The following is a 23,903-nucleotide window of genomic DNA, read 5'->3' as shown; positions in this document are numbered from 1 at the left end:
GGCCCTGTGTAGACCGGGATAATGGCGGCCCAGACCGGAATAAACATGTGCTCGGCGAGCCTGCGGCGTGGGCAGGTCGCGGATTATAGCGAAGACTGCGTCTGGCGGACACCTCGTCGTCAGGTTGCATGGTCTTTCGTGCTGCGGGGGTTCTATGCCAAACTCAGCGCCTTTCGGGCTTGCCTAACAGGATTTATGCTCCCCTTGTCACCCAGTATGCTGACTACCCTCGCCGCCGCCTGCTTATATGCCGCTGCGACTATCTATCAAGGCACTCGCCTGGCCACTGGTGCCAAGGCGAACAAACGCCTGCTGGTCACGCTTGGCGTGCTTGCCGTGCTGGCTCACAGTGCCAGCCTGTTCGCCCACCTGCTGACCCCGATCGGCCTGGGCCTGGACTTTTTCAGCGCCGCCAGCCTGATTGCGGCGGCGGTCATCGCCCTGACCCTGCTGGCCTGTTCGCGGATCCCGGTGGAAAACCTGCTTACATTGCTGTTCCCGCTCGGTGCCGCCACGGTGCTGCTGGCGCAGTTCGCCCCTGCCGGCACGGTGCAGGTCATCGACGAAGAGCCGGGCATTCTCGCGCACATCCTGCTGTCGATCCTCGCTTACGGCATGTTCACCATCGCGATGTTTCAAGCCTTGCTGCTGCTGGTGCAAGACCATCAGCTCAAGCACAAACACCCGTCGGGCCTGATCAAGAACTTCCCGCCGCTGCAAACCATGGAAAGCCTGCTGTTCGGCTTCCTCTGGGCCGGCTGGACCCTGCTGTCGTTGTCGCTGCTCTCTGGCTGGCTGTTTGTCGACAACCTGTTTGCCCAGCATCTGGTGCACAAAACCTTGCTGGCTTGCCTGGCCTGGATCGTCTTCAGCGTGCTGCTATGGGGACGTAACCGCCTCGGCTGGCGCGGACACAAGGCCATTCGCTGGACCCTCGCCGGTTTCTGCCTGCTGATGCTGGCGTACTTCGGCAGCAAGCTGGTCCGTGAATACATCCTGCACATCTGACGGGCGGCATTAATGGACGACTTGCCCATAGGGCCGATGCTCGCGGTATTGGCCCTGCTGATTTTATGGTCGGGGCTGTTTACCGCCATCGAATCCGCACAACAGCATTTGCTGGCCCAGCGCACCGCCTCGCGTTCCAGCGACAAACCGGTCGCGAAGCTCAGCTTCCCGCTCAACAGCCTGATCTTCTGCAATACCCTGTGCCGCGCACTGGCAGTGGTTATCAGCACCTTGCTGGCGATCTTCATCTGGGCGGAAAACGGCCCGTGGATTGCCTGCCTGGGCGCCGGGATCGCACTGCTGGTGTTCGCCGACTACCTGCCGCGCGCCCTCGCCGTGCGCTATCCCGACGCTGTCCTGGCCCTGGGCAACACGCTGCTCGGTGCGCCGCTGAAAATCATCTACCCGGCCGCCTGGCTGCTCAATGGCTTCACCCGGCTGCTGATGCGACCGTTTGCCCGCAAGGTCAAGGTGGTGCAACAGAGCGAAGACGAGAGCCCCAGCGAGCGCAAGGACGATCACGAAGCCGTCTGCCGCCCTCACCCGCTGACGGGCATCCACGCGCTCGACAACATCACGGTCAACGACATTCTGGTGCCGCGAAGTGACGTCGACGGGATCAATCTCGACGACTCCCTCGCAGAGATCGTCGAGCAACTGCGCAACAACAAGCGCACCCGCCTGCCGGTGTTTCACAGCGACATCAATCAGGTCGAAGCCGTGCTCAATACCCGGCAGATCCGCCACTTGCTACCCGATGCGAGCCTGACCCTGGAAGCGTTGCTGGCCGCCAGCCACGAACCGTACTTCGTGCCGGAAAGCACGCCGTTGCAACTGCAACTCTTGAATTTCCACAAACAGCAGCGGCGCCTGGGCATGGTGGTCGACGAGTACGGCGAAGTACTTGGCATCGTGACCCTGGAAGACATTCTCGAAGAAATCGTCGGCGAATTCGAAAGTCAGCACAGCCTGGACAACCCGCACATCCACCCGCAGGCGGATGGCCGACTGATGATCGAAGGTGCGGCGTCGATTCGCGAATTGAACAAGAGCCTGGGCTGGCACCTGCCCAGCGACGGCCCGAAAACCCTGAACGGCTTGGTGACCGAGGCACTGGAGACCATTCCGGACAGTGCGGTATGCCTGAAGATCGGGCGTTATCGGCTGGAAATTCTGGAGACGGAAGACAATCGGGTTACTCAGGTTTTGATCTGGCATACCAGCTCCGTTCCGACAGTGATTTGATGTCGGACACATAACACCGTGGCGAGAGGCTTGTCGGAACGCCCCCTCGCCAAAAAGACCTCGCCAATCCCAAGCCCCTTGTTAGATCGTTAGCCACCTTCCTATAATCGAATCCGCTTACCCAAGCCCCGGCCGAACCACGTGCTTACCCCGCACGCAGCAGGTTCCGGCCAGACCATCGGCACTTTCCGCACCACACCGACGACTGTTCCTACCTTGAACAGCGGCCGCGCCTCACTCCCACATCCCTGGGTGTTCGACCATAATAATTCGCTCCACTGGGGCACATGACTGTCAGGGATAACCGCATGACGACCAGCACGACTTATAGCGACGCGCCTACCCAACCGACGAACTCCGCCACCCGCGTGGCCACGGCGAGTTTTATCGGCACCGCCATCGAGTTTTACGACTTCTACGTCTATGCCACCGCTGCGGCGCTGGTGATCGGTCCGGTGTTCTTTCCGCAGACCTCCGGCACCGCCCAGATGCTGTCGGCGTTCCTCACCTTCGGCATCGCATTCCTCGCCCGCCCCTTGGGATCGGCGCTGTTTGGGCACTTCGGTGACCGCATCGGGCGCAAATCGACATTGGTCGCTTCGCTGCTATTGATGGGTGTGTGCACCACGTTGATCGGCGTATTGCCGGGTTACGACAGCATCGGAGCCTGGGCGCCGATCCTGCTCTGCGTGCTGCGGTTCGGCCAAGGACTGGGGCTAGGCGGCGAATGGGGCGGTGCGGCCCTGCTGGCGACGGAGAATGCGCCCAAAGGCAAGCGCGCCTGGTTCGGCATGTTCCCGCAGCTCGGCCCCTCGATTGGCTTTCTGGCGGCTAACGGTCTGTTCCTGACCCTCGCCATGACCCTGAATGACGAGCAGTTCCGCTCTTGGGGCTGGCGGATTCCGTTCCTGCTCAGCGCCGCGCTGGTGATGGTGGGCCTGTATGTGCGCCTCAAACTCCACGAAACCCCGGTGTTTGCCAACGCCATGGCACGTCAGGAGCGAGTGAAGATCCCGCTGGTCGAGCTGTTCAGCCAGTACTGGGTACCGATGTTGCTGGGGGCAGGGTCGATGGTCGTGTGCTACGCGCTGTTCTACATCTCGACGGTGTTTTCATTGAGTTACGGCGTGTCGACACTCGGCTACAGCCGCGAAACCTTCCTTGGGCTGCTGTGCTTCGCCGTCCTGTTCATGGCCGCCGCCACGCCGTTGTCAGCCTGGGCCAGCGACCGCTACGGGCGCAAACCGGTGCTGATCATTGGCGGCGTCTTGGCGATCCTGTCGGGATTCTTGATGGAACCGCTGCTGACCCAAGGCTCGACCTGGGGCGTGGCGCTTTTCCTGTGCATCGAGCTGTTTCTGATGGGCGTGACGTTTGCACCGATGGGCGCGTTGCTGCCGGAGCTGTTTCCAACGCATGTGCGGTATACCGGCGCGTCCGCAGCCTACAACCTGGGCGGAATCGTCGGGGCCTCGGCGGCGCCGTTTTTCGCGCAGAAACTGGTGGCGATGGGCGGTCTGAGTTATGTCGGAGGGTATGTGTCTGGGGCGGCGGTGCTGAGCTTGATTGCGGTGCTGTGTCTGAAGGAGACGCGACATAACGATTTGAATCGGGTGACCTGAAGCAGAAGCATCGCCAGCAGGCTGGCTCCCCCATGGAAATAGGGTGTACACAAAATCTGTGACCAACCAATAACCCTGTGAGAGCTAGCCTGCCGCGCCTCGGTTTACAGCTCTACCACGACAGCCTGAGAAGCACGGGTTGCCTTGGCACGAGCCGCTTCGATCGACTCATCCCGCGCCAACGCCACGCCCATCCGGCGCTGGCCAATGACCTCTGGTTTGCCAAACAGACGCAGTGCCGTATCCGGTTCGCTCAACGCAGCACCGAGGTTGGCGAACGCAGTTTGGGTCGACTGCCCTTCCACCAGAATCACCGCCGACGCCGATGGCCCGAACTGGCGAATCAACGGAATCGGCAGGCCCAGGATCGCCCGTGCGTGCAGCGCGAACTGCGACAGGTCCTGGGAAATCAGGGTGACCAGACCGGTGTCATGCGGGCGCGGCGACACTTCGCTGAACCACACTTGGTCACCTTTGATGAACAGCTCGACACCAAACAGGCCACGACCGCCCAGTGCTTCGGTGACGGCTTTGGCAACGCGCTCGGATTCGGCCAGGGCAATCGGGCTCATGGCTTGTGGCTGCCAGGATTCCTGATAGTCGCCCTTCTCCTGCCGGTGACCGACGGGTGCGCAGAAGGTCGTGCCGCCGACGTGGCGCACGGTCAACAGAGTGATTTCGTAGTCGAAGTCGATAAAGCCTTCGATGATCACGCGACCTTTACCGGCGCGGCCGCCTTCCTGAGCGTAATCCCAAGCGGTTTTCACGTCATCGGCGCTGCGCAGCAGGCTCTGGCCTTTGCCCGACGAACTCATCACTGGCTTGACCACGCACGGGAAGCCCAGATCCTGGACGGCCTTGCTGTAGTCCTCGAAAGTGTCGGCGAAATGGTACGGCGAGGTCGGCAGGTCCAGCTCTTCGGCGGCCAGGCGACGGATGCCCTCTCGGTTCATGGTCAGCTGCGCGGCGCGCGCGGTCGGGATCACGGTAAAGCCTTCGGCTTCCAGCTCCACGAGGGTCGCGGTGGCGATGGCTTCGATTTCCGGCACGATGAAGTGCGGCTTTTCGGCTTCGATCACGGCACGCAGGGCGGCGCCGTCGAGCATGTTGATAACGTGGCTGCGATGCGCAACTTGCATGGCCGGCGCGTTGGCGTAACGGTCGACGGCAATCACTTCAACGCCCAGGCGTTGCAGCTCGATTACCACTTCCTTGCCCAACTCACCACAGCCACACAGCAATACGCGGGTCGCGGTTGGCGACAATGGAGTTCCGATACGGGTCATCTCAGGTCCTCAAGAAGCGGATCATCGAGGGTCGCGGCGCCTGCCTGGCGCGCTTCCCATGGGGAGAAAGCGCGGCATTTTACATGAACCGCAAGGTTTGGCTTCAGCTGGCGACAGCCTGTTTGCGCAAGCGCCAGGCCATGATCAGCCACACGACCGTCACGCCGGCGAACTTCGAGCCCATGGCGGTAAGGATTACGGCCGGGGTGAAAGCATCGATCATGCCGAAGAAGATGAAGGTGTCGAGGGGAATGCTCAGGGCCGAACTTATCCACAGGCGATCGTGCAACGGACGCTTGGTGATGCTGAACACCAGCCAGTCGATGCATTCGGACACCGCGAAGGCCGTGGCGCTGGCCAGCGCGATGGACGGATCGGAAGTGACATAGGACAGGACCAACGCTGCGAGCATCGCCGCGATCGCGCCGTGGCCGAAGCGGGTTTGCACCATGTCGCGCAGGACAAACACCAACCCGCCCCAGGCCGACCAGATGATGTCCAGGTGCGGGGCGGTGGAGAAGGCGTAGTTGATCAGCACGACGCTGCTGATATAGGCGATCAGGAAGAACATGAGGTGGCGGGATACCTGTCAATTTGGCGCACAGATTACCATCTCGGCTTTACAAATAACCTGTGGCGAGGGCGCTTGCTCCCGCTGGGTCGCGCAGCGGCCCTGGAGTCAGGGGGCGCGGTGTGTCAGGTTGAATGTGTTTGTCAGCTATGGGGCTGCTTCGCAGCCCGGCGGGAGCAAGCTCCCTCGCCACAAGAAACCTCATCAGCCACAAAGGCTCACAAGGCTCACAAGGCTCAGGAATCGGATCTGGAAGGCAACATCCAGATCAACCCGCTCGACTTGGCCCGCTCATGGCACAGCCCCAACACCCTGCGGCGTTCTTCGTTGTCCATGCGACTCCAGCGCGTGATTTCTTCGACCGTGCGCTGACACCCGGTGCAAATATCATCTTCGTCCAACGCGCAGATGTTCACGCATGGCGAGAGGACCGGTCGTTCGGTGGCGTTCATTCTTCCTGCTCGACCAGATCACGGGCGTAACGCTGCGAATTGTGCACATAGTGCGCGGCGCTGGCCTCCAGCATTTTCTTTTGCTGCTCGGTCAGTTCACGCACTACTTTGCCGGGCGAGCCCATGACCAGCGAACCGTCGGGAATCTCTTTGCCCTCGCCGATCAGCGAGTTGGCGCCGATGATGCAGTTCTTGCCGATTTTCGCGCCGTTGAGAATCACTGCATTAATACCGATCAGGCTGTAATCGCCCACGGTGCAGCCGTGAAGCATGGCGTTGTGGCCGATGGTCACGCCGGTGCCGATGGTCAGCGGGTAGCCCATGTCCGTGTGCATCACCGTGCCGTCCTGGACGTTGCTGTTCTTGCCAATCAGGATCAATTCGTTGTCGCCACGCAACACGGCGTTGAACCAGACGTTGGCGCCCTCTTCCAGTTTGACCTTGCCCACCAGCACGGCATTGGGTGCAACCCAGCTCTGCGGATGGGTTTCGACGCGGGCATCGCCCAGGCGATATTTCATCTTGTTGTCCTCAAGGCTCAGGCAGCCGCGGTTCACGCCATACGAACGATGGCTTCAAGTATTGATAAAGCTTTTGGGCGGGTGGTGCAGGCTGATGTCGGCGTCATAGAGCAGGTTGATCAACTCGACAATCATGATTGCCGTCAGGCCCCAGATTTTATACTCGCCGTAACGATAACTCGGCACGTACCAACTGCGCCCCTGGTAATCGATGCGGTGGGTGTGCTCCCTTGGGTCCTCACGGAAAAACTCCAGAGGCACACTGAACACGGCGGCGATCTCGGCATCGTTGGCCAGGTACTCGACAAAACCCGGAATCACTCCGACATACGGCGTGACCTTGATGCCATGCAGGGAGATCAACGGGCTCAGCGGGCCGATCACCTCGACCAGCCCCGGTGGCAAGCCGATTTCTTCTTCAGCCTCCCGTAGCGCGGTGAAAATAAGATCAGGGTCTTCGGGGTCGCGCCGCCCACCCGGGAAAGCGACTTCACCGCCATGGGTCGAGAGCCCGCTGGCGCGCAGGGTCAGAACCAGCTCCGGTTCGTCACTACGGGTGATGGGTACCAATACCGCGGCTTCGGGGAAACGTTTGTCGGTTTCCATTGTGCGTGGGGTGTGGTTGCTTACTCGATGCAGTAGCTCGTCCAGCATGAGTCTTCTCGATCTGTTGGCCGTAGGGTCTGTTGACGTTTGCTGACGAACCGCGTTGCGCGCCAACGCAGTTCGTCAGCAAACGTCAACAGACCCTATGCATCATGCACCAATCGAACCGGCCGCCCAACCCCATAACCACTGCATGTCGCTAAACGACAACTTGCCGACAGACACCGCCGCACGCCAAGATAGGCGCAGCATTCAGGAACCCCAGCATGAAATTTTGCAGTCAGTGCGGTAACCCGGTCACCCAACGCATTCCCGAAGGCGACTCGCGCCTGCGTTTTGTCTGTGACAGCTGTCAGGCGATTCACTATCAGAACCCCAATATCGTCGCCGGCTGCGTGGCGACCTGGGGCTCGAAAGTGTTGCTGTGCCGACGCGCCATCGAGCCTCGGCTCGGTTACTGGACCCTGCCCGCCGGCTTCATGGAAAACGGTGAAACCATCGAGCAGGCGGCCATTCGCGAGACCGCCGAGGAAGCCTGTGCGCGGGTGCGCAACCTGAGCATCTATACGTTGATCGACGTGCCGCACATCAGTCAGGTGCATGTGTTCTTTCGCGCGGAGCTGGTGGACCCGGATTTTTCTGCCGGCCCCGAAAGCCTGGAAGTGCAGCTTTTCGACGAAGCCGACATCCCGTGGTCCGAGTTGGCTTTCCGCACGGTGGGTCGTACCTTAGAATGCTTCTTCGCTGACCGGCGGACCGAGGTCTACCCCGTGCGGTCCGAGTCGATCCCGCCGCTTGCTCAGCCTGCCATCACCTAAAGCTCCTGGCTCCAGAATCACCTATAACTAAATAGTCGCGACACCTTTCAGGGATATCGTTTCAATGCGCTGGTTGCTTGCCGTGGTTTGCTTGTCGTTCGTCACTCTGTCACAGGCTTCCGTTGCGGAAACCCTGAACGGCAAAGTCATCGAAAAAGTTTTGGTGCTCAAATCCGCCCACCAATTGCAATTGATCAATGACGGCAAGCCGCTCAAGACCTACCGCATTTCCCTGGGCAGAAATCCGAAAGGCCAAAAGCTGATGGAAGGCGATAGACGCACGCCTGAAGGTTTTTACTGGCTGGACTGGCGCAAGGTCAGCGATAAATTCAATCTGTCGATGCACATCTCCTACCCCAACATCAGCGACGCTGCCCGCGCCCGGCGTGAAGGCGTCGATCCGGGGAGCATGATCATGATCCATGGCACACCAGATACCGAAGAAAACCCGGAAGACCTGTTCCACACCCTGGACTGGACCGACGGCTGCATTGCCATGCGCAACATGGACATGCGTGAGGTCTGGGGCCTGGTGCCGGATGGCACGATGATCGAGATTCGCCCGTAACCCCTTTACCTGTGGCGAGGGAGCTTGCTCCCTCGCCACAAAAGCACCGAGTCCTTCTTCTTAGCGCTACCTTCGGTCGCTCCTCGAAAAATAAATTCAAAAGATCGCCGCCTGCAGTAATGACTGCCGGGAAGATACCAATCTCCCCGGCAAGCGTTACCCCAGGCTGCGATCTTTGCGCTCAAAACCCCCACCTCTAATACCACTTGATACCAAACCCCATTTCCCGCACTCAACAGGGCCGCCTTTCCCACGCCAACGGCAAAATACTGGCATTGACATGGTATTCAAGTGGTATTAATTTTCGGCCATTCGCGGAACACAACACTCCAATATCCGCATCGGACATCCCTGACATGAATGACCTCCAGGCCCTACGCCCTGACGACACCCAGCCCACGCCCCTCTACCTGCAACTGGCGCGCAATCTGGAAGCGGCGATCCATGCCGGGCAGTGGAAAGCCGAGCAGGCCATGCCTTCGGAGCGCAACCTCAGCGAGCTGCTAGGCATCTCCCGCGTCACCGCCCGCAAGGCACTGGAAGTCTTGTTCGAACAGGGTCTGATCCGCCGCAACCAAGGCTCCGGCACGTTCATCACGCCGCGCCTGGAACAACCGCTGTCGCGCCTCTCGGGTTTCAGCGAGATGCTGCGCCTCAAGGGCTTCGTTCCCGGCTCGCAATGGCTGGAACGCGAGATTACCCCGCCGACCCACGAAGAACTGATCCGCCTCGGCCTCTCGCCCAACGACAAGGTCGCGCGGCTCAAACGTCTGCGCAAAGCCGACGACACGGTGATGGCGATCGAGATGAGCACCCTGCCCGCCTCGATCATTCCCAAGCCGCAAGCGGTGGGCGATTCGCTCTACGAATACCTCGACGGCATCGGCAAACCGATCGTCCGCGCCTTGCAGCACATTCAGGCGATCAACGCCTCGGACGAATTCGCCGCCCTCGTCGGCATCGCCCCTGGCACCGCCATGCTGCTGATGACCCGGGTCGGCTACCTGGAAGACAACACGCCAATCGAAGTCACCGACACCTACTGCCGCAACGACTACTACGACTTTGTTGCAGAGCTTCGTCGCTAACCCGCTTCGCCGCTAAAACCGAGAACCGATCATGTCCGAAGACAACATCCTCACCGCCCACGGCTGGGTTCGCGGCCGGCTGATTCACGAACACGGCAAGGTCATGTCCATCGAAGGCGTGCCGTGCGATCCGGCCGACAACGACTTGCCCTATCTGCTGCCCGGCTTCATCGACCTGCACGTCCATGGCGGCGGCGGCAAGGACATCATGGAAGGCGCAACCGCCTTCGAAACCATCAGCAAGACCCACGTGCGTTTCGGCACCACGTCGCTGCTGGCGACCACCATGACGGCGCCGCCGGAGGAGATTTCCAGCGTGCTCAAAGCCGTCGGCGAGTTCTGCGAGCAGCGGCCGGAAGGCTGTGCCCGGGTGCTCGGCGTGCACCTGGAAGGCCCGTACATCAACCCCGGCAAACTCGGCGCCCAGCCGAACTTTGCCCATACCGCGCTGATGGCCGAAGTCGAGGACTACCTCACGCTGGCACCGATCCGCGTGATCACCATCGCCCCGGAAATCGCCGGCCACGACGCCTTGATCCGCACCCTCAGTGCGCGTGGCATTCGCATGCAGATCGGTCACACGCTTGGCAGTTACGAGGAAGGCGTCGCCGCGCTCGCGGCCGGCGCCAGCAGTTTCACTCACCTCTACAACGCCATGAGCCCGTTGCATCACCGCGAGCCGGGCATCGTCGGTGCGGCGCTGGCCCACGCCAAATACGCGGAGCTGATCCCGGATTTGCTGCACGTGCACCCCGGCGCCATGCGGGTCGCCCTGCGCGCGATCCCGTGCCTGTATTGCGTCACCGATTCCACCGCCGCCGCCGGCATGCCGGACGGCGAATACAAGCTCGGCAGCCACACGGTCACCAAGTGCCTGGGCGGCGTGCGCTTGCCCGACGGCACCCTGGCCGGCAGCACACTGACCATGGATCAGGCCCTGCGCAACCTGGTGAAAATCGGTCTGCCGATCGCCGAGGCGTCGCAACGTCTTTCGCAATTCCCCGCCGATTACCTCGGCCTCGAAGAACGCGGCCGCCTGCAACCCGGCAGCTGGGCCGACTGCGTGCGACTGGATCGCTCACTCACACTCACCGCCGTCATGGTCGAAGGAGAAGACATTGACTTCAAAAATGCTTGAAGAGGCGCTGTCCTCGTTCGAGGCCGTGCAAGCCCAACTGCAGCAACTCGACCCGCAGATGATCGAGATCGCCGGGCGCCTGCGCCGTCAGCCGCCGCAAGTCGTGATGACCGTCGCTCGCGGCAGTTCAGATCATGCCGCCAGTTACTTTGCCTACCTGACCATGCAGCAACTGGGCTACCCGGTGGCGTCGCTGCCGATGTCGGTGGTGACCATGCTGCAAGCACCATTGAAGGTCAGCGGCCAAGTGGCGTTCGCGTTCTCGCAGTCGGGGCAAAGTCCGGATCTGGTGAACAGCCTGCGCCTGTTACGCAAACGCGGGGCCCTGAGCATTGCCCTGGTCAACGCCGAAAGCTCGCCGCTGGAATCCGCGTGCGAATTCAGCCTGCCGCTGTGCGCAGGAACAGAAAGCAGCGTTGCCGCCACCAAGAGTTTCATCGCCACCCTCAGCGCCAGCGCCCGTCTGATCGCCCACTGGAAAGAAGACGTGGAATTGCTCGAAGCCGGCAACGCCTTGCCGGAAGGTCTGCGCGAGGCGGCGCAACAGGATTGGAGCCTGGCCATCGACGCCCTGCGCGATTGCCAACGCTTGATGGTAATCGGCCGCGGTGCCGGTTTTGCCATCGCTCAGGAAGCAGCCCTCAAGTTCAAGGAAACCTCGGCGATCCAGGCCGAAGCCTTCAGCAGCGCCGAAGTGCGTCACGGCCCGATGGCATTGATCGACGAGAATTATCCCTTGCTGATCTTCGCTCCACGGGGTGCCGAGCAGGCCGGTTTGCTGAGCCTTGCTGCCGACATGCGCCAGCGCGGCGCTCGCGTTCTGCTGGCGGCACCGGACGACATTGCCGAACGTGACCTCACGCTGACCCGCGCCGAACACCCGGCCCTGGACCCGATTCTGGCGATCCAGAGTTTCTACGTCATGGCCGCCGGTTTGGCCGTGGCCCGTGGCATGGACCCGGACCAGCCGCGGCATTTGAGCAAAGTGACGCGCACGCACTAAGTCCGCCCCGAACGATTTCCTGATGAGACCGAGCCATGCATAACAACAATAAAGAGCTGACCCTCAGCGCCCCGCTCAGCGGCCCGGTGCTCACGCTCGCCAAAGTCCCGGACCCGGTGTTCGCCAGCGGCGCGATGGGCGACGGTATCGCGATCGATCCACTGAACGACACCCTTCACGCCCCCTGCGCCGGCGTCGTGGTGCACGTGGCCCGTAGCGGTCACGCTGTCACCTTGCGTGCCGACAACGGTGCCGAATTGCTCCTGCACCTGGGCCTCGACACCGTCGAGTTGCAGGGCGAAGGCTTCTCGATGCTGGTCAAGGAAGGCGCCCGCGTCAGCAATGGCCAACCGTTGCTGCGCTACGACCTGGACAAGGTCGCGCAGCAGTGCAAAAGCCTGGTCAGCCTGATGATCCTGACCAACAGCCAGGAGTTTCAGGCGCGGCCCATCACGCTGAAATCGGTCAAAGTCGGCGACCCGCTGCTGCACATCATTCGCCGGGCGGCGCCGGGCGCCCAGGCAGAGGCGGACCTTTCGGCTGAAGCGCATTTCGGTCACGTGCGCATCGCTCATCGCGGCGGTCTGCATGCTCGCCCTGCTGCGCTGATTCGTCAGACCGCACAAGGGTTCAAGAGCAAATCGCAGCTGCATTTCGCTGGCAAATCGGCGACCTGTGACAGCTTGATCGGGCTCATGAGCCTGGCCGTCGGCGAGCAGGATGAGGTTCAGGTCAGCTGCCAGGGCCCGGACGCCGAGGCGGCATTGCAAGCGTTGCTGATCGCCTTGTCCACGGCGTTGGCCGAAGACAGCCATGCCGCTGCGCCTGCGCCGATCACCCGACGCACTCGGACTGCCGAAGCGGGTGTGCTGCACGGCGTTTGCGCCGCGCCCGGTCTGGTCGGTGGGCCGTTGTTTCGCTTGAATACCATCAGCCTGCCGGTAGATGCCGGCCACCACGTTCCCGAACCACAGCTGCACGCCCTCGATACCGCATTGACCGTCGTGCGCGGCGAAATCGAGCACACCCTGGCCCAGGCCAGGAAACACAAAAACACTGACGAAGAAGCGATTTTCACCGCGCACCTCGCCTTGCTCGAAGACCCGGCGCTGCTGGACGCGGCCAACGCCTGCATCGCTCAAGGCATGGCCGCGACGCACGCCTGGAGCCAATCGATCGACGTGCAGTGCGACGTCCTTCAACAACTCGGCAGCGCGTTGCTGGCCGAACGCGCCAACGATCTGCGCGATCTCAAGCAACGGGTGCTGCGCGCCTTGCTCGGCGAAGCCTGGCACTACGACGTGCCGGCCGGCGCCATCGTCGCCGCCCATGAGCTGACGCCGTCGGACTTGCTGCAACTGAGCGAGCAAGGGGTCGCCGGGTTGTGCATGGCCGAGGGTGGCGCGACGTCCCACGTCGCGATTCTGGCGCGGGGTAAAGGTTTGCCGTGCCTGGTGGCGCTGGGTTCGGCGCTGCTGGATCAGGCGCAAGGCCAGGCGGTGGTGCTGGATGCCGACGGTGGTCGTCTCGAATGGGCGCCGACGGCCGAACGCCTGGCCGACGTGCATCAGGCGCAACGCGATCATCAGCAACGCCGTGCGCTTCAACAATCTCAGGCGCACACCCCGGCACTGACACGCGATGGCGTGCACATCGAAATCGCCGCCAATGTCGCGTCCAGCGCAGAAGCGGCCGATGCGCTGGCCAACGGCGCGGATGGCGTCGGTCTGCTGCGCACCGAGTTTCTGTTTGTCGACCGCAACACCGCGCCAGACGAACAGGAGCAACGCCTCGCCTATCAAGCCGTGCTCGACGCCATGGGTGACAAGTCGGTGATCATCCGAACCATCGACGTTGGCGGCGACAAGCAACTCGACTACCTGCCACTGCCGGTCGAAGCCAATCCGGTGCTCGGCTTGCGCGGCATTCGCCTGGCTCAGGTGCGGCCGGAATTGCTCGATCAGCAACTGCGCGCACTGTTGCACGTCAGCCCGCTGTCGCGCTGCCGGATCCTGTTGCCGATGGTGACCGAGGTCGATGAGTTGCTGCACATCCGCCAGCGCCTCGATGCGTTGTGCCTTGAACTCGGGGTAAATGAACGCCCGGAGCTGGGGGTGATGATCGAAGTCCCGGCCGCTGCGCTGCTGGCCGAGCAGCTTGCAGAGCATGCGGACTTCCTGTCCATCGGCACCAACGATCTGTCGCAATACACCCTGGCGATGGACCGCGACCACGCCGGCCTCGCCTCGCGCGTCGACGCCATGCACCCGGCCCTGCTGCGGCTGATCGCCCAGACCTGCGCCGGTGCGGCGGTGCATAACCGTTGGGTCGGCGTCTGCGGCGCACTCGCGTCCGATCCGCTGGCCACGCCGGTCCTGATCGGCCTGGGCGTCAGCGAGCTGTCGGTCAGCCCGGTGCAGATCGGTGAAATCAAGGATCGCGTGCGCCACCTCGACGCCGCGCAATGCCGACGCGTCAGCCACGACCTGCTCAAGCTGAGCAGCGCCGGGGCGGTGCGTCACGCCTGTCACCAGCAATGGCCTCTGAGCTGAACAACTACAACACCTCTCAAACAAAAAGAGCACAGGGAGCACCGCCATGTACCAATATTTCATCGAGGGCCTGCAACGTCTCGGCCGCGCGTTGATGCTGCCGATCGCGATCCTGCCGATTGCCGGCCTGTTGCTGCGTCTGGGCGACACCGACCTGCTGAACATCGCCATCATCCATGACGCCGGCCAGGTGATCTTCGCCAACCTGGCGATGATCTTCGCCATCGGCATCGCGGTCGGTTTCGCCAAGGACAACAACGGCACCGCAGGCCTCGCCGGGGTGATTGGTTACCTGGTGATGATCTCCACGCTCAAGGTGCTGGATGCGAGCATCAACATGGGCATGCTCGCCGGGATCGTCAGCGGCTTGATGGCCGGCGCGCTGTACAACCGTTTCAAGGACATCAAGCTGCCGGAGTACCTGGCGTTCTTCGGCGGACGGCGCTTCGTGCCGATTGTCACCGGCTTCGCCGCCGTCGGTCTGGGCGTGATCTTCGGTTTGATCTGGCCGCCGATCCAGCACGGCATCAACGGTTTCGGCGCACTGATGATGGAGAGCGGCAGCATCGGCGCCTTCGTCTTCGGCGTGTTCAACCGGTTGCTGATCGTCACTGGCCTGCACCACATCCTCAACAATATGGCGTGGTTCGTCTTCGGCAACTTCACCGACCCAACCACGGGCGCCATGGTCACCGGCGACCTGTCGCGCTACTTCGCCGGTGATCCGAAGGGCGGCCAATTCATGACCGGCATGTTCCCGGTGATGATCTTCGGCCTGCCCGCCGCCTGCCTGGCGATGTACCGCAACGCCCTGCCGGAACGCCGCAAAGTCATGGGCGGGATCTTCCTGTCGATGGCGCTGACTTCCTTCCTGACCGGCGTCACCGAACCCATCGAATTTGCGTTCATGTTCCTCGCACCGTTTCTGTTTTTGCTCCATGCGCTGCTGACGGGGTTGTCGATGGCGATCACCAATGCGCTGAACATCCACCTGGGTTTCACCTTCTCGGGCGGCTTCATCGACATGGTGCTCGGATGGGGGAAATCCACCAACGGCTGGTTAGTGGTGCCGGTAGGCTTGGCGTATGCGGTGGTCTATTACGGGGTGTTTGATTTCTGCATTCGCCGCTTCAACCTCAAGACGCCAGGGCGTGAAGAGGTGCCGACGGGTGACAAGATTGTGGTCACCGAGAATGAACGAGCCGGGGCATACATCAAGGCACTGGGCGGGGCACAGAATCTGATCACCGTCGGGGCATGTACCACACGGTTGCGGCTGGACATGGTGGATCGCAACAAGGCCAACGATGCGGAGTTAAAAGCGCTGGGGGCGATGGCGGTCGTGCGTCCCGGCAAGGGCGGGAGCTTGCAGGTGGTGGTCGGGCCGATGGCGGATAGCATTGCCGATGAAATTCGTCTGGCGATGCCGGCGCTGGGTCGTGCGCTGGTGTCCTCTCCTCCCGCGGTGATCGATGCACCGAAACCTGCGGCGGTGGCAAATGCAGAAGCGCAGCAATGGCTGGATGCCTTGGGCGGTGGGGACAACGTGCTGCAGATGGATTGCGTGGCCATGACCCGGATTCGACTGCACCTGGCGGATGGCAAAGCGTTGTCAGAGAGTGATTTGAAGGCGCTGGGTTGTCAGGGAGTCAGTCAGCTGGAAGGCGGCATCTGGCACCTGCTGGTTGGTGATAAGGCGCCGAGTTTGAGTGGGGCGCTGGAGACGTTGGTTAATCGTAATGAGGTGAGTGCCAAGGTTTAATTTGATAGGGCGTCATTCCCGCTACACATAAAAAACCCGCTGATCTGCATCAGCGGGTTTCTTTTACAGCGGCCAGAAAGATCAGAAATCCTCCAACCGCCACACTTCATAAGCCGGCGTCTCATAGGGATGGCTGAGTTTCAGCGCGGCCACTACGGCCACGATCAACTCATCCGCCACCACCAGCTCAACCTTCCATTCCTCAACCTGCTCGACCTGCCCCGCTTCCCCGATAAACGGCTGACTGCCGTCCAAAGGCCGAAACTGGCCTAACCCAAGCACCTGCCACGCGCAATGATCATAAGCCCCGATCCGCCCGCCACCGGCAGCGAATACAGCGCTCTTGACCAACTCGACATGGCTGGCCGGAACAAAAAAGCTGAGCTTGTACACAGCCCTTAGTTCACCCAGACGCGCGCATTACGGAACATACGCATCCAAGGAGCGTCTTCGTTCCAGTCTTCCGAACGCCACGAGTTCTGCACAGCGCGGAACACGCGTTCCGGGTGCGGCATCATGATCGTTACGCGACCGTCGCGGCTGGTCAAACCGGTGATCCCGCGCGGCGAGCCGTTCGGGTTGGCCGGGTAGTTTTCGGTGACCTTGCCGTGGTTGTCGACGAAACGCATCGCCACGCAACCCGACAGATCGGCTTCCAGCAACGCTTCTTCGCTGGCGAACTCGGCATGACCTTCACCGTGAGCGATGGCGATCGGCATGCGCGAACCGGCCATGCCTTGCAGGAAGATCGAGTTCGACTCCTGGACCTGAACCATCGCCACACGCGCTTCGAACTGCTCGGAGCGGTTGCGCACGAAGTGCGGCCAGAACTCGCTGCCCGGGATCAGCTCGTGCAGGTTAGACATCATCTGGCAACCGTTGCACACGCCGAGGGTGAAGCTGTCGTTGCGTTCGAAGAAGCCCTGGAACGCATCGCGAGCACGGCTGTTGAACAGCGCGGACTTGGCCCAGCCTTCACCGGCACCCAATACGTCGCCGTAGGAGAAACCGCCGCAAGCCACCAGACCCTTGAACTCATTCAGGTCGACACGGCCGGCCAGAATGTCGCTCATGTGCACGTCGATCGCGTTGAAACCGGCGCGGTCGAACGCGGCCGCCATTTCCACCTGACCGTTGACGCCCTGCTCACGCAGCACGGCAACCTGTGGGCGGATGCCTTTCTTGATGTAAGGCGCGGCGACGTCCTGGTTGACGTCGTAGCTCAGCTTGACGCTCAGGCCCGGGTTGTCTTCTTCCAGCAGCACGTCGAACTCTTGCTCGGCGCAGTCGGCGTTATCACGCAGACGCTGGATCTGGTAGCTGGTTTCAGCCCACTGACGTTGCAGCAGACGACGCTGACCTTCGAACACGGTTTCGCCGTTGAAGGTGATGTTGATCTGGCCGTTGTTCATCGGCTGACCGATCACCGACACGCACTCGCCCAGACCGGCAGCGCTGAACTGCGCGAGGATGTCCGGCGTGGCGTCCTGGCGAACCTGGATCACGGCGCCCAGTTCTTCGTTGAACAGGATCGCGGCGATGTCGGCGGAGGTTTCAGCCAGACCGTCGAGGTTCAGGCTCAGGCCACAGTGACCGGCGAACGCCATTTCCACGGTGCTGGTCAGCAGACCACCGTCGGAACGGTCGTGGTAGGCCAGCAGGTGACCGTCGGCATTGAGGCCTTGGATCACGGCGAAGAAAGCTTTCAGGTCTTCGGCATCATCGACGTCCGGCGCTTGCGAACCGAGCTTGCCGTGAACCTGGGCCAGGATCGAGGCGCCCATGCGGTTCTGGCCACGGCCCAGGTCGATCAGGATCAGGTCGGTGGTGCCCTTGTCCATGCGCAGTTCCGGGGTCAGGGTCTGACGGATGTCAGCCACTGGCGCGAAACCGGTCACGATCAGGGACATCGGCGAGGTCACGGTCTTGTCAACGCCTTCGTCGTTCCAGCGCGTGGCCATGGACATGGAGTCCTTGCCCACCGGAATGGTAATGCCCAGGTCCGGGCACAACTCCATGCCGACCGCTTTCACGGTGTCGTACAGACGCGCGTCTTCACCCGGGTGACCGGCAGCGGACATCCAGTTCGCCGACAGTTTGATGTCGGAGATCTTGTTGATGCGCGAAGCGGCAATGTTGGTCAGGGTTTCGCCGATGGCCATGCGGCCCGACGCCGGAGCGTCCAGCAGTGCCAGCGGAGTACGCTCGCCCATGGCCATGGCTTCACCGGTGTAGACGTCGAAGCTGGTGGCGGTGACGGCAACGTCGGCCACCGGAACCTGCCACGGGCCGACCATTTGGTCACGGGCCACGAGGCCGGTGATGGTGCGGTCGCCGATGGTAATCAGGAAGCTTTTGCTCGCCACGGCCGGGTGATGCAGCACGCGCTCGACGCAGTCGGCAATGTCGAGGGTCGACGGATCGAAATCGTCGCCCAGTTCGTTTTCACGAACGGCCGAACGGTGCATGCGCGGGGCTTTGCCCAGCAGCACTTCAAGCGGCATGTCCACCGGGCTGTTGCCGAAGTGACTGTCGGTGACCGTCAGTTGCGGCTCAGCAGTGGCTTCGCCAACCACGGCGAACGGGCAACGCTCACGTTCGCAGATCGCCTGGAAGCGTTCGAAGTCGGCCGGGCCGACCGCCAGAACGTAGCGTTCCTGGGATTCGTTACTCCAGATTTCGTGCGGGGCCATGCCCGGCTCGTCGTTTGGAATGTTGCGCAGTTCGAAGCGGCCACCACGGTTGCCATCGTTGACCAGTTCCGGGAAGGCGTTGGACAGACCACCCGCGCCGACGTCGTGGATAAAGCTGATCGGGTTTTTGTCGCCCAGTTGCCAGCAACGGTCGATGACTTCCTGGCAGCGACGTTCCATCTCAGGGTTTTCGCGCTGTACCGAAGCGAAGTCCAGGTCTGCCGAGCTGGTGCCGGTGGCCATGGAGGAAGCTGCGCCGCCGCCCAGGCCGATGAGCATTGCCGGGCCGCCGAGGACGATCAGCTTGGAGCCAACGGTGATCTCGCCTTTCTGTACGTGTTCGGCACGGATGTTACCCATACCGCCGGCCAGCATGATCGGCTTGTGGTAGCCGCGAACTTCGTCGCCACGCGGGGTGGTGATCGACTGTTCGAAGGTACGGAAGTAACCGGTCAGGGCTGGACGGCCGAATTCATTGTTGAACGCAGCGCCACCCAGTGGGCCTTCGATCATGATGTCCAGCGCAGTAACGATGCGCTCAGGCTTGCCATACGGCACTTCCCACGGCTGTTCAAAGCCCGGGATCTGCAAGTTGGAGACGGTGAAACCGGTCAGGCCGGCCTTTGGCTTGGCGCCACGACCGGTAGCACCTTCGTCGCGAATCTCGCCGCCACTGCCGGTGGACGCGCCCGGGAACGGGGCAATCGCGGTCGGGTGGTTGTGGGTTTCGACTTTCATCAAGATGTGCACCGGTTCCTGCACCGCACCGTACTGGCGGGTTTCAGGGTCCGGGAAGAAACGGCCGGCTACGTTACCGACGATCACCGAAGCGTTGTCCTTATAAGCCGACAGAACGCCTTCGCTGTGCATCACGTAGGTATTCTTGATCATGCCGAACAGGCTTTTTTCCTGGCTCTGACCGTCGATATCCCAACTGGCGTTGAAGATCTTGTGACGGCAGTGCTCGGAGTTCGCCTGGGCGAACATCATCAGTTCGATGTCGTGAGGATTGCGCTTCAAGCCGACGAAGGCGTTGACCAGGTAGTCGATCTCGTCTTCGGCCAGGGCCAGGCCCAGCTCGGTGTTGGCTTTTTCCAGCGCGGCGCGGCCGCCACCCAGCACGTCAATCGCGGTCAGCGGTTTCGGCTCGGCGTGGCTGAACAGGCCGGCGGCTTGTTCGAGGTTGCCCAACACGATTTGAGTCATGCGGTCGTGCAGACCGTCCGCAATCAGTTGCGCGTCGGCGTCACTGAACTGACCGGCCACGTAAAACGCGATGCCGCGTTCCAGGCGCTGGATCTTGCTCAGGCCGCAGTTGCGAGCGATGTCGCTGGCCTTGCTGGACCACGGCGAGATGGTGCCGAAACGTGGCAACACCAGGAACAGACGACCGGTCGGCTCTTGTACCGGAACACTTGGGCCGTACTTCAGAAGGCGCGCGAGCACCTGCTGTTCGTCGCCGGTCAGGACGCCGGTGACTTCGGCGAAGTGAGCGAATTCAGCATACAAGCCGCTGACAGCCGGGACCTTCTGGCTCAGTTGCTCAAGGAGTTTGCTGTGGCGAAAGGCAGAAAGGGCAGGAGCGCCGCGCAGGATCAACATCTTCGGGACAGCCTCGGGAAGGGGTGTGCTTTGAGGCCGTGCATTCTAGCCTAAACCGCCCGCGACATCACCCGAAACGGTGCGCGCGGGTGCACCCGAACGTCGGGCCGGGCATTTGCACCTTAAACAGCGGTTCGCCGAGGGTTATTTTTTATGTCACAAATTACCGTTCGGGCCCATTCCTGCGGGCTCCAAGCGGGTTTTACGCTGCCTAGCAGACAAGCCCTTCGCTGTCGAGATATGGCGCTCGTGGTCCTTTGCGTATACTGCGCAGATGTTTTCCCCAACGGCTTTGCGTCCGCGGTTCGCCAAATGGCTGATCGCAACCGGACTCTTCCTGATGCTCAGTGGCTGTGTTGATAAACCCAACACGCTGGAGCGCGTAAAGGAGGATGGTGTGCTGCGGGTGGTTACCCGAAACAGCCCCGCCACCTACTTTCAGGATCGCAACGGTGAAACCGGCTTCGAATACGAGCTGGTGAAGCGCTTCGCCGACGATCTGGGGGTGGAACTCAAGATCGAGACCGCCGACAACCTCGACGACCTGTTCAATCAGGTGGGCAAGCCTAACGGCCCGGTGCTGGCTGCTGCCGGTCTGGTCAGCAGCGAGAAACGCAAACAACAGGTGCGGTTTTCCCACTCCTATCTCGAAGTCACCCCACAGGTCATCTACCGCAACGGCCAATCGCGGCCGACCGATGCTGGCGACCTGGTCGGCAAGAAGATCATGGTGCTCAAGGGCAGCACCCACGCCGAGCAATTGGCGGAGCTGAAAAAGAAATACCCCGGCATTGAATACGAAGAGTCCGACGCCGTTGAAGTCGTCGACTTGCTGAGGATGGTCGATGAAGATCAGATCGACCTGACCCTGGTCGATTCAAACGAAGTCGCGATGAACCAGGTCTACTTCCCCAACGTGCGAGTAGCCTTCGACCTCGGTGACTCCAGTAACCAGAGCTGGGCGGTGGCCGCTGGCGACGACAACAGCTTGCTCAACGAGATCAATGCCTACCTCGACAAGGTGAAGAAAAACGGCACCTTGCAACGCCTGAAGGACCGCTATTACGGGCACGTCGACGTACTGGGTTACGTGGGCGCCACCACCTTCGCACAACACTTGCAGCAACGCCTGCCCAAGTACGAGCAACACTTCAAGGCCTACGCCAAGAAAGAGAAAGTCGACTGGCGCCTGTTGGCGGCCGTCGGTTATCAGGAGTCGTTATGGCAAGCCGCGGTCACGTCCAAGACCGGCGTTCGCGGGCTGATGATGCTGACCCAGAACACCGCGCAGGCCATGGGCGTATCCAATCGCCTCGACCCCAAGCAAAGCATCATGGGCGGTGCCAAATACCTGGCCTACATGAAGGATCAGCTGGACGAATCGATCCAGGAGCCGGATCGCACCTGGTTTGCACTGGCGGCCTATAACGTCGGCAGCGGCCATCTGGATGACGCGCGCAAACTGGCGGCGAAAGAAGGCCTGAACCCGGACAAGTGGCTGGACGTGAAGAAGATCCTGCCGCGCCTGTCAGAGAAGAAGTGGTACAGCAAGACGCGTTATGGCTACGCCCGGGGCGGCGAGCCGGTGCACTTCGTGGCGAACATCCGTCGTTACTACGACATCCTGACGTGGGTCACGCAGCCTCAGCTTGAAGGCAATCAGGTGGCTGAAGGCAACCTGCATGTGCCTGGGGTCGACAAGACCAAGCCGAATCAGGAAACCCCGCAGCTTTAAATCTGGGTTGCTTTTGAGGACGCCTTCGCGGGCAAGCCTCGCTCCTACAGGTCCGTGTTGTGCCGCAACTTTGCATACGACACCGGCCCTGTAGGAGCGAGGCTTGCCCGCGAAGGCAGCACCTCGGTCTCAGCCCTTCAAGGCCGCAGCCAAGATCAATGCTTTCATCTCGGACACCGCCGACTTGAACCCGACAAACAACGCATGCGCCACCAGCGCATGGCCGATGTTCAGTTCGTTGATGCCCTTGATCGCGGCCACTGCTTCAACGTTGTGGTAATGCAGGCCGTGGCCGGCATTGACGATCAGCCCCTGAGCCAGGCCAAACGCTACGCCATCCGCCACACGCTGCAGCTCTTGCGCCACGTCGGTCGGTGTCTCGGCATCGGCATAACGACCGGTGTGCAATTCGATAGCCGGCGCACCCACACGACGGGACGCTTCGATCTGCCGCTCGTCTGCATCGATGAACAGCGACACCTCACAGCCAATCTTCGACAGGCGATCCACCGCCGCCTTGATCCGCGCCTCTTGCCCTGCCACGTCCAAGCCACCTTCGGTGGTCAGTTCCTGACGGGTTTCCGGGACCAGGCAAATGTGCGCCGGGCGGATGCGCTCAGCGAACACCATCATTTCTTCGGTGACGCCCATTTCGAAATTCATGCGGGTTTGCAGTACATCCTTTAGCAACAGCACGTCGCGTTCCTGGATGTGTCGACGGTCTTCGCGCAGGTGCACGGTGATGCCGTCAGCCCCCGCCTCTTCCGCGTCCAGCGCTGCCTTGACCGGATCCGGGTAACGAGTGCCCCGGGCCTGACGCAGAGTGGCAACGTGGTCGATGTTCACGCCAAGAAGAATGCGATTGCTGGTGGTCACGGAAGCGCTCCTGAATTTAAAGATTCGGCGCACAGCATACGGGGAGACTACGGCTTGCGAAACAGCTCGCGACTGACCAGCGGACGACCGCCCAAGTGAACAGCCAATGCCTGACGCATCAGACGCTTGGCGGCGGACAGCGCACCGGGTGCGGTCCAGTCAGCCTCAGCCATGGCCAACAGCTCGGTGCCGTTGAACAGACCGGGTTGCAGCAGATAGACCTGCTCCAGGCCAGCATCCACTTGCAAACGATACAGACCGTCCGGAGCAATGGGCTCGCCGTGGATGTCGGTGGTCAGGGCGAAACCGTAACCGAGGTCGTCGAGCAGGCGCCACTCGAAAGATCGCAGCAACGGCTCCAGCGGTCGGCCTTCGGCCAGCGCCAGCAACGTCGCAGCGTAGTGATCAAACACACCAGGGTGCGGGTCTTCGGCGGGCAGCAAGCGGATCAGCAGTTCGTTGAGGTAGAGGCCGCTGAACAGCGCCTCGCCGTTGAGCCAGGTTGAAACACCGGCGGCTTCCATTCGCCCAACGTTCTTCAGCTCACCCCGCCCGCGGAACTCCACTTCCAGCGGCACGAAGGGCCGCGCCAATGTCCCGGCCTTGCCCCGCGCGCTGCGCAACACCGCCCGTAGCCGACCTTGCGGCGTGAGGAAGTCCACCAACGCACTGCTTTCGCGGTAGGCGCGGGAGTGGAGGACGTAGGCGGGTTGGCCAATGGGCTGGGACATGAAGTTCTCAATGATGAAACGCGATC

General features: G+C 61.7%; 20 protein-coding genes. 11 read left to right on the top strand and 9 right to left on the bottom strand.

The features are described 5' to 3' along the window. The first annotated feature begins 195 nt into the window (after positions 1 to 195). The 3 genes from HP062_RS26605 (at position 196) to HP062_RS26595 (ending at position 3,875) form a co-directional block, all read left to right on the top strand. Positions 196 to 1,008 carry an inner membrane protein YpjD gene (locus HP062_RS26605; protein WP_172792307.1) on the top strand — a complete coding sequence of 271 codons (813 nt, stop codon included), beginning with the start codon at positions 196 to 198 and terminating at the stop codon, positions 1,006 to 1,008. Positions 1,009 to 1,020: 12 nt separating this feature from the next. Next, positions 1,021 to 2,253: a transporter associated domain-containing protein gene (locus tag HP062_RS26600; protein WP_145306856.1), complete on the top strand. Its 1,233-nt coding sequence runs from the start codon at positions 1,021 to 1,023 to the stop codon at positions 2,251 to 2,253. A gap of 308 nt (positions 2,254 to 2,561) precedes the next feature. Beyond that, on the top strand, positions 2,562 to 3,875 hold the full coding sequence (locus HP062_RS26595) for an MFS transporter (RefSeq protein WP_010463018.1): 1,314 nt from the start codon (positions 2,562 to 2,564) through the stop codon (positions 3,873 to 3,875). Between the two features lie 104 nt (positions 3,876 to 3,979). Here HP062_RS26595 and purT read toward each other — a convergent pair whose 3' ends face one another. The 5 genes from purT to HP062_RS26570 form a co-directional block, all read right to left on the bottom strand. Then, positions 3,980 to 5,161 (bottom strand): formate-dependent phosphoribosylglycinamide formyltransferase, encoded by a 1,182-nt coding sequence (purT, locus tag HP062_RS26590; protein WP_172792306.1) that lies wholly within the window; start codon positions 5,159 to 5,161, stop codon positions 3,980 to 3,982. 103 nt (positions 5,162 to 5,264) lie between these two features. Next, complete coding sequence (locus HP062_RS26585) at positions 5,265 to 5,732, bottom strand: preQ0 transporter (RefSeq protein WP_010463021.1); 468 nt, start codon at positions 5,730 to 5,732, stop codon at positions 5,265 to 5,267. A gap of 236 nt (positions 5,733 to 5,968) precedes the next feature. Then, complete coding sequence (locus HP062_RS26580; protein ID WP_010463023.1) at positions 5,969 to 6,184, bottom strand: DUF1289 domain-containing protein; 216 nt, start codon at positions 6,182 to 6,184, stop codon at positions 5,969 to 5,971. Next, positions 6,181 to 6,705, bottom strand: a complete 525-nt coding sequence (locus tag HP062_RS26575) for a gamma carbonic anhydrase family protein (protein ID WP_007944857.1) — start codon at positions 6,703 to 6,705, stop codon at positions 6,181 to 6,183. Before HP062_RS26575 ends, HP062_RS26580 begins: the two co-directional genes overlap by 4 nt. Positions 6,706 to 6,759: 54 nt before the next feature. Then, positions 6,760 to 7,359, bottom strand: a complete 600-nt coding sequence (locus HP062_RS26570; protein ID WP_010463027.1) for a CoA pyrophosphatase — start codon at positions 7,357 to 7,359, stop codon at positions 6,760 to 6,762. Positions 7,360 to 7,577: 218 nt separating this feature from the next. On the opposite strand from HP062_RS26570, the gene HP062_RS26565 reads away from it, so the two are divergent. From HP062_RS26565 to nagE, 7 genes are all read left to right on the top strand, one after another. Beyond that, positions 7,578 to 8,129, top strand: a complete 552-nt coding sequence (locus HP062_RS26565; RefSeq protein WP_010463029.1) for an NUDIX hydrolase — start codon at positions 7,578 to 7,580, stop codon at positions 8,127 to 8,129. Between the two features lie 64 nt (positions 8,130 to 8,193). Further along, positions 8,194 to 8,697 (top strand): murein L,D-transpeptidase family protein, encoded by a 504-nt coding sequence (locus tag HP062_RS26560; RefSeq protein ID WP_083374948.1) that lies wholly within the window; start codon positions 8,194 to 8,196, stop codon positions 8,695 to 8,697. A gap of 356 nt (positions 8,698 to 9,053) precedes the next feature. Beyond that, positions 9,054 to 9,785, top strand: coding sequence for a GntR family transcriptional regulator (locus HP062_RS26555; protein ID WP_010463034.1), 732 nt, complete (start codon positions 9,054 to 9,056; stop codon positions 9,783 to 9,785). A gap of 31 nt (positions 9,786 to 9,816) precedes the next feature. Continuing rightward, on the top strand, positions 9,817 to 10,923 hold the full coding sequence (gene nagA, locus HP062_RS26550; RefSeq protein WP_077748285.1) for an N-acetylglucosamine-6-phosphate deacetylase: 1,107 nt from the start codon (positions 9,817 to 9,819) through the stop codon (positions 10,921 to 10,923). Then, positions 10,916 to 11,926 (top strand): SIS domain-containing protein, encoded by a 1,011-nt coding sequence (locus HP062_RS26545; RefSeq protein WP_372242830.1) that lies wholly within the window; start codon positions 10,916 to 10,918, stop codon positions 11,924 to 11,926. The genes nagA and HP062_RS26545 overlap by 8 nt, the downstream gene beginning before the upstream one ends. 35 nt (positions 11,927 to 11,961) lie before the next feature. Beyond that, entirely contained in the window at positions 11,962 to 14,478 is a 2,517-nt protein-coding gene (gene ptsP / locus HP062_RS26540; protein ID WP_172792304.1) for a phosphoenolpyruvate--protein phosphotransferase, read from the top strand. Between the two features lie 46 nt (positions 14,479 to 14,524). Further along, positions 14,525 to 16,240 carry an N-acetylglucosamine-specific PTS transporter subunit IIBC gene (gene nagE / locus HP062_RS26535; RefSeq protein ID WP_172792303.1) on the top strand — a complete coding sequence of 572 codons (1,716 nt, stop codon included), beginning with the start codon at positions 14,525 to 14,527 and terminating at the stop codon, positions 16,238 to 16,240. A gap of 81 nt (positions 16,241 to 16,321) precedes the next feature. Here nagE and HP062_RS26530 read toward each other — a convergent pair whose 3' ends face one another. Together HP062_RS26530 and purL are read right to left on the bottom strand one after the other, a co-directional pair. After that, positions 16,322 to 16,633: a YqfO family protein gene (locus HP062_RS26530; RefSeq protein ID WP_102595436.1), complete on the bottom strand. Its 312-nt coding sequence runs from the start codon at positions 16,631 to 16,633 to the stop codon at positions 16,322 to 16,324. Positions 16,634 to 16,638: 5 nt separating this feature from the next. Continuing rightward, positions 16,639 to 20,535: a phosphoribosylformylglycinamidine synthase gene (gene purL / locus HP062_RS26525; protein WP_172792302.1), complete on the bottom strand. Its 3,897-nt coding sequence runs from the start codon at positions 20,533 to 20,535 to the stop codon at positions 16,639 to 16,641. A gap of 274 nt (positions 20,536 to 20,809) precedes the next feature. Between purL and mltF the strand changes: the two genes are divergently transcribed. Then, positions 20,810 to 22,270 (top strand): membrane-bound lytic murein transglycosylase MltF, encoded by a 1,461-nt coding sequence (gene mltF / locus HP062_RS26520; RefSeq protein WP_010463047.1) that lies wholly within the window; start codon positions 20,810 to 20,812, stop codon positions 22,268 to 22,270. A 129-nt stretch (positions 22,271 to 22,399) separates the two neighbouring features. Here mltF and pdxJ read toward each other — a convergent pair whose 3' ends face one another. Next, positions 22,400 to 23,146: a pyridoxine 5'-phosphate synthase gene (pdxJ, locus tag HP062_RS26515; RefSeq protein WP_172792301.1), complete on the bottom strand. Its 747-nt coding sequence runs from the start codon at positions 23,144 to 23,146 to the stop codon at positions 22,400 to 22,402. 47 nt (positions 23,147 to 23,193) lie between these two features. Next, positions 23,194 to 23,877, bottom strand: a complete 684-nt coding sequence (gene recO, locus HP062_RS26510; RefSeq protein WP_010463052.1) for a DNA repair protein RecO — start codon at positions 23,875 to 23,877, stop codon at positions 23,194 to 23,196. Positions 23,878 to 23,903: the final 26 nt, after the last annotated feature.

Origin of the sequence: Pseudomonas sp. B14-6 (assembly GCF_013260315.1) — a bacterium.
GTDB classification, from domain to species: Bacteria; Pseudomonadota; Gammaproteobacteria; order Pseudomonadales; family Pseudomonadaceae; genus Aquipseudomonas; species Aquipseudomonas mandelii.
This window is presented reverse-complemented; position numbering and strand designations above follow the sequence as displayed.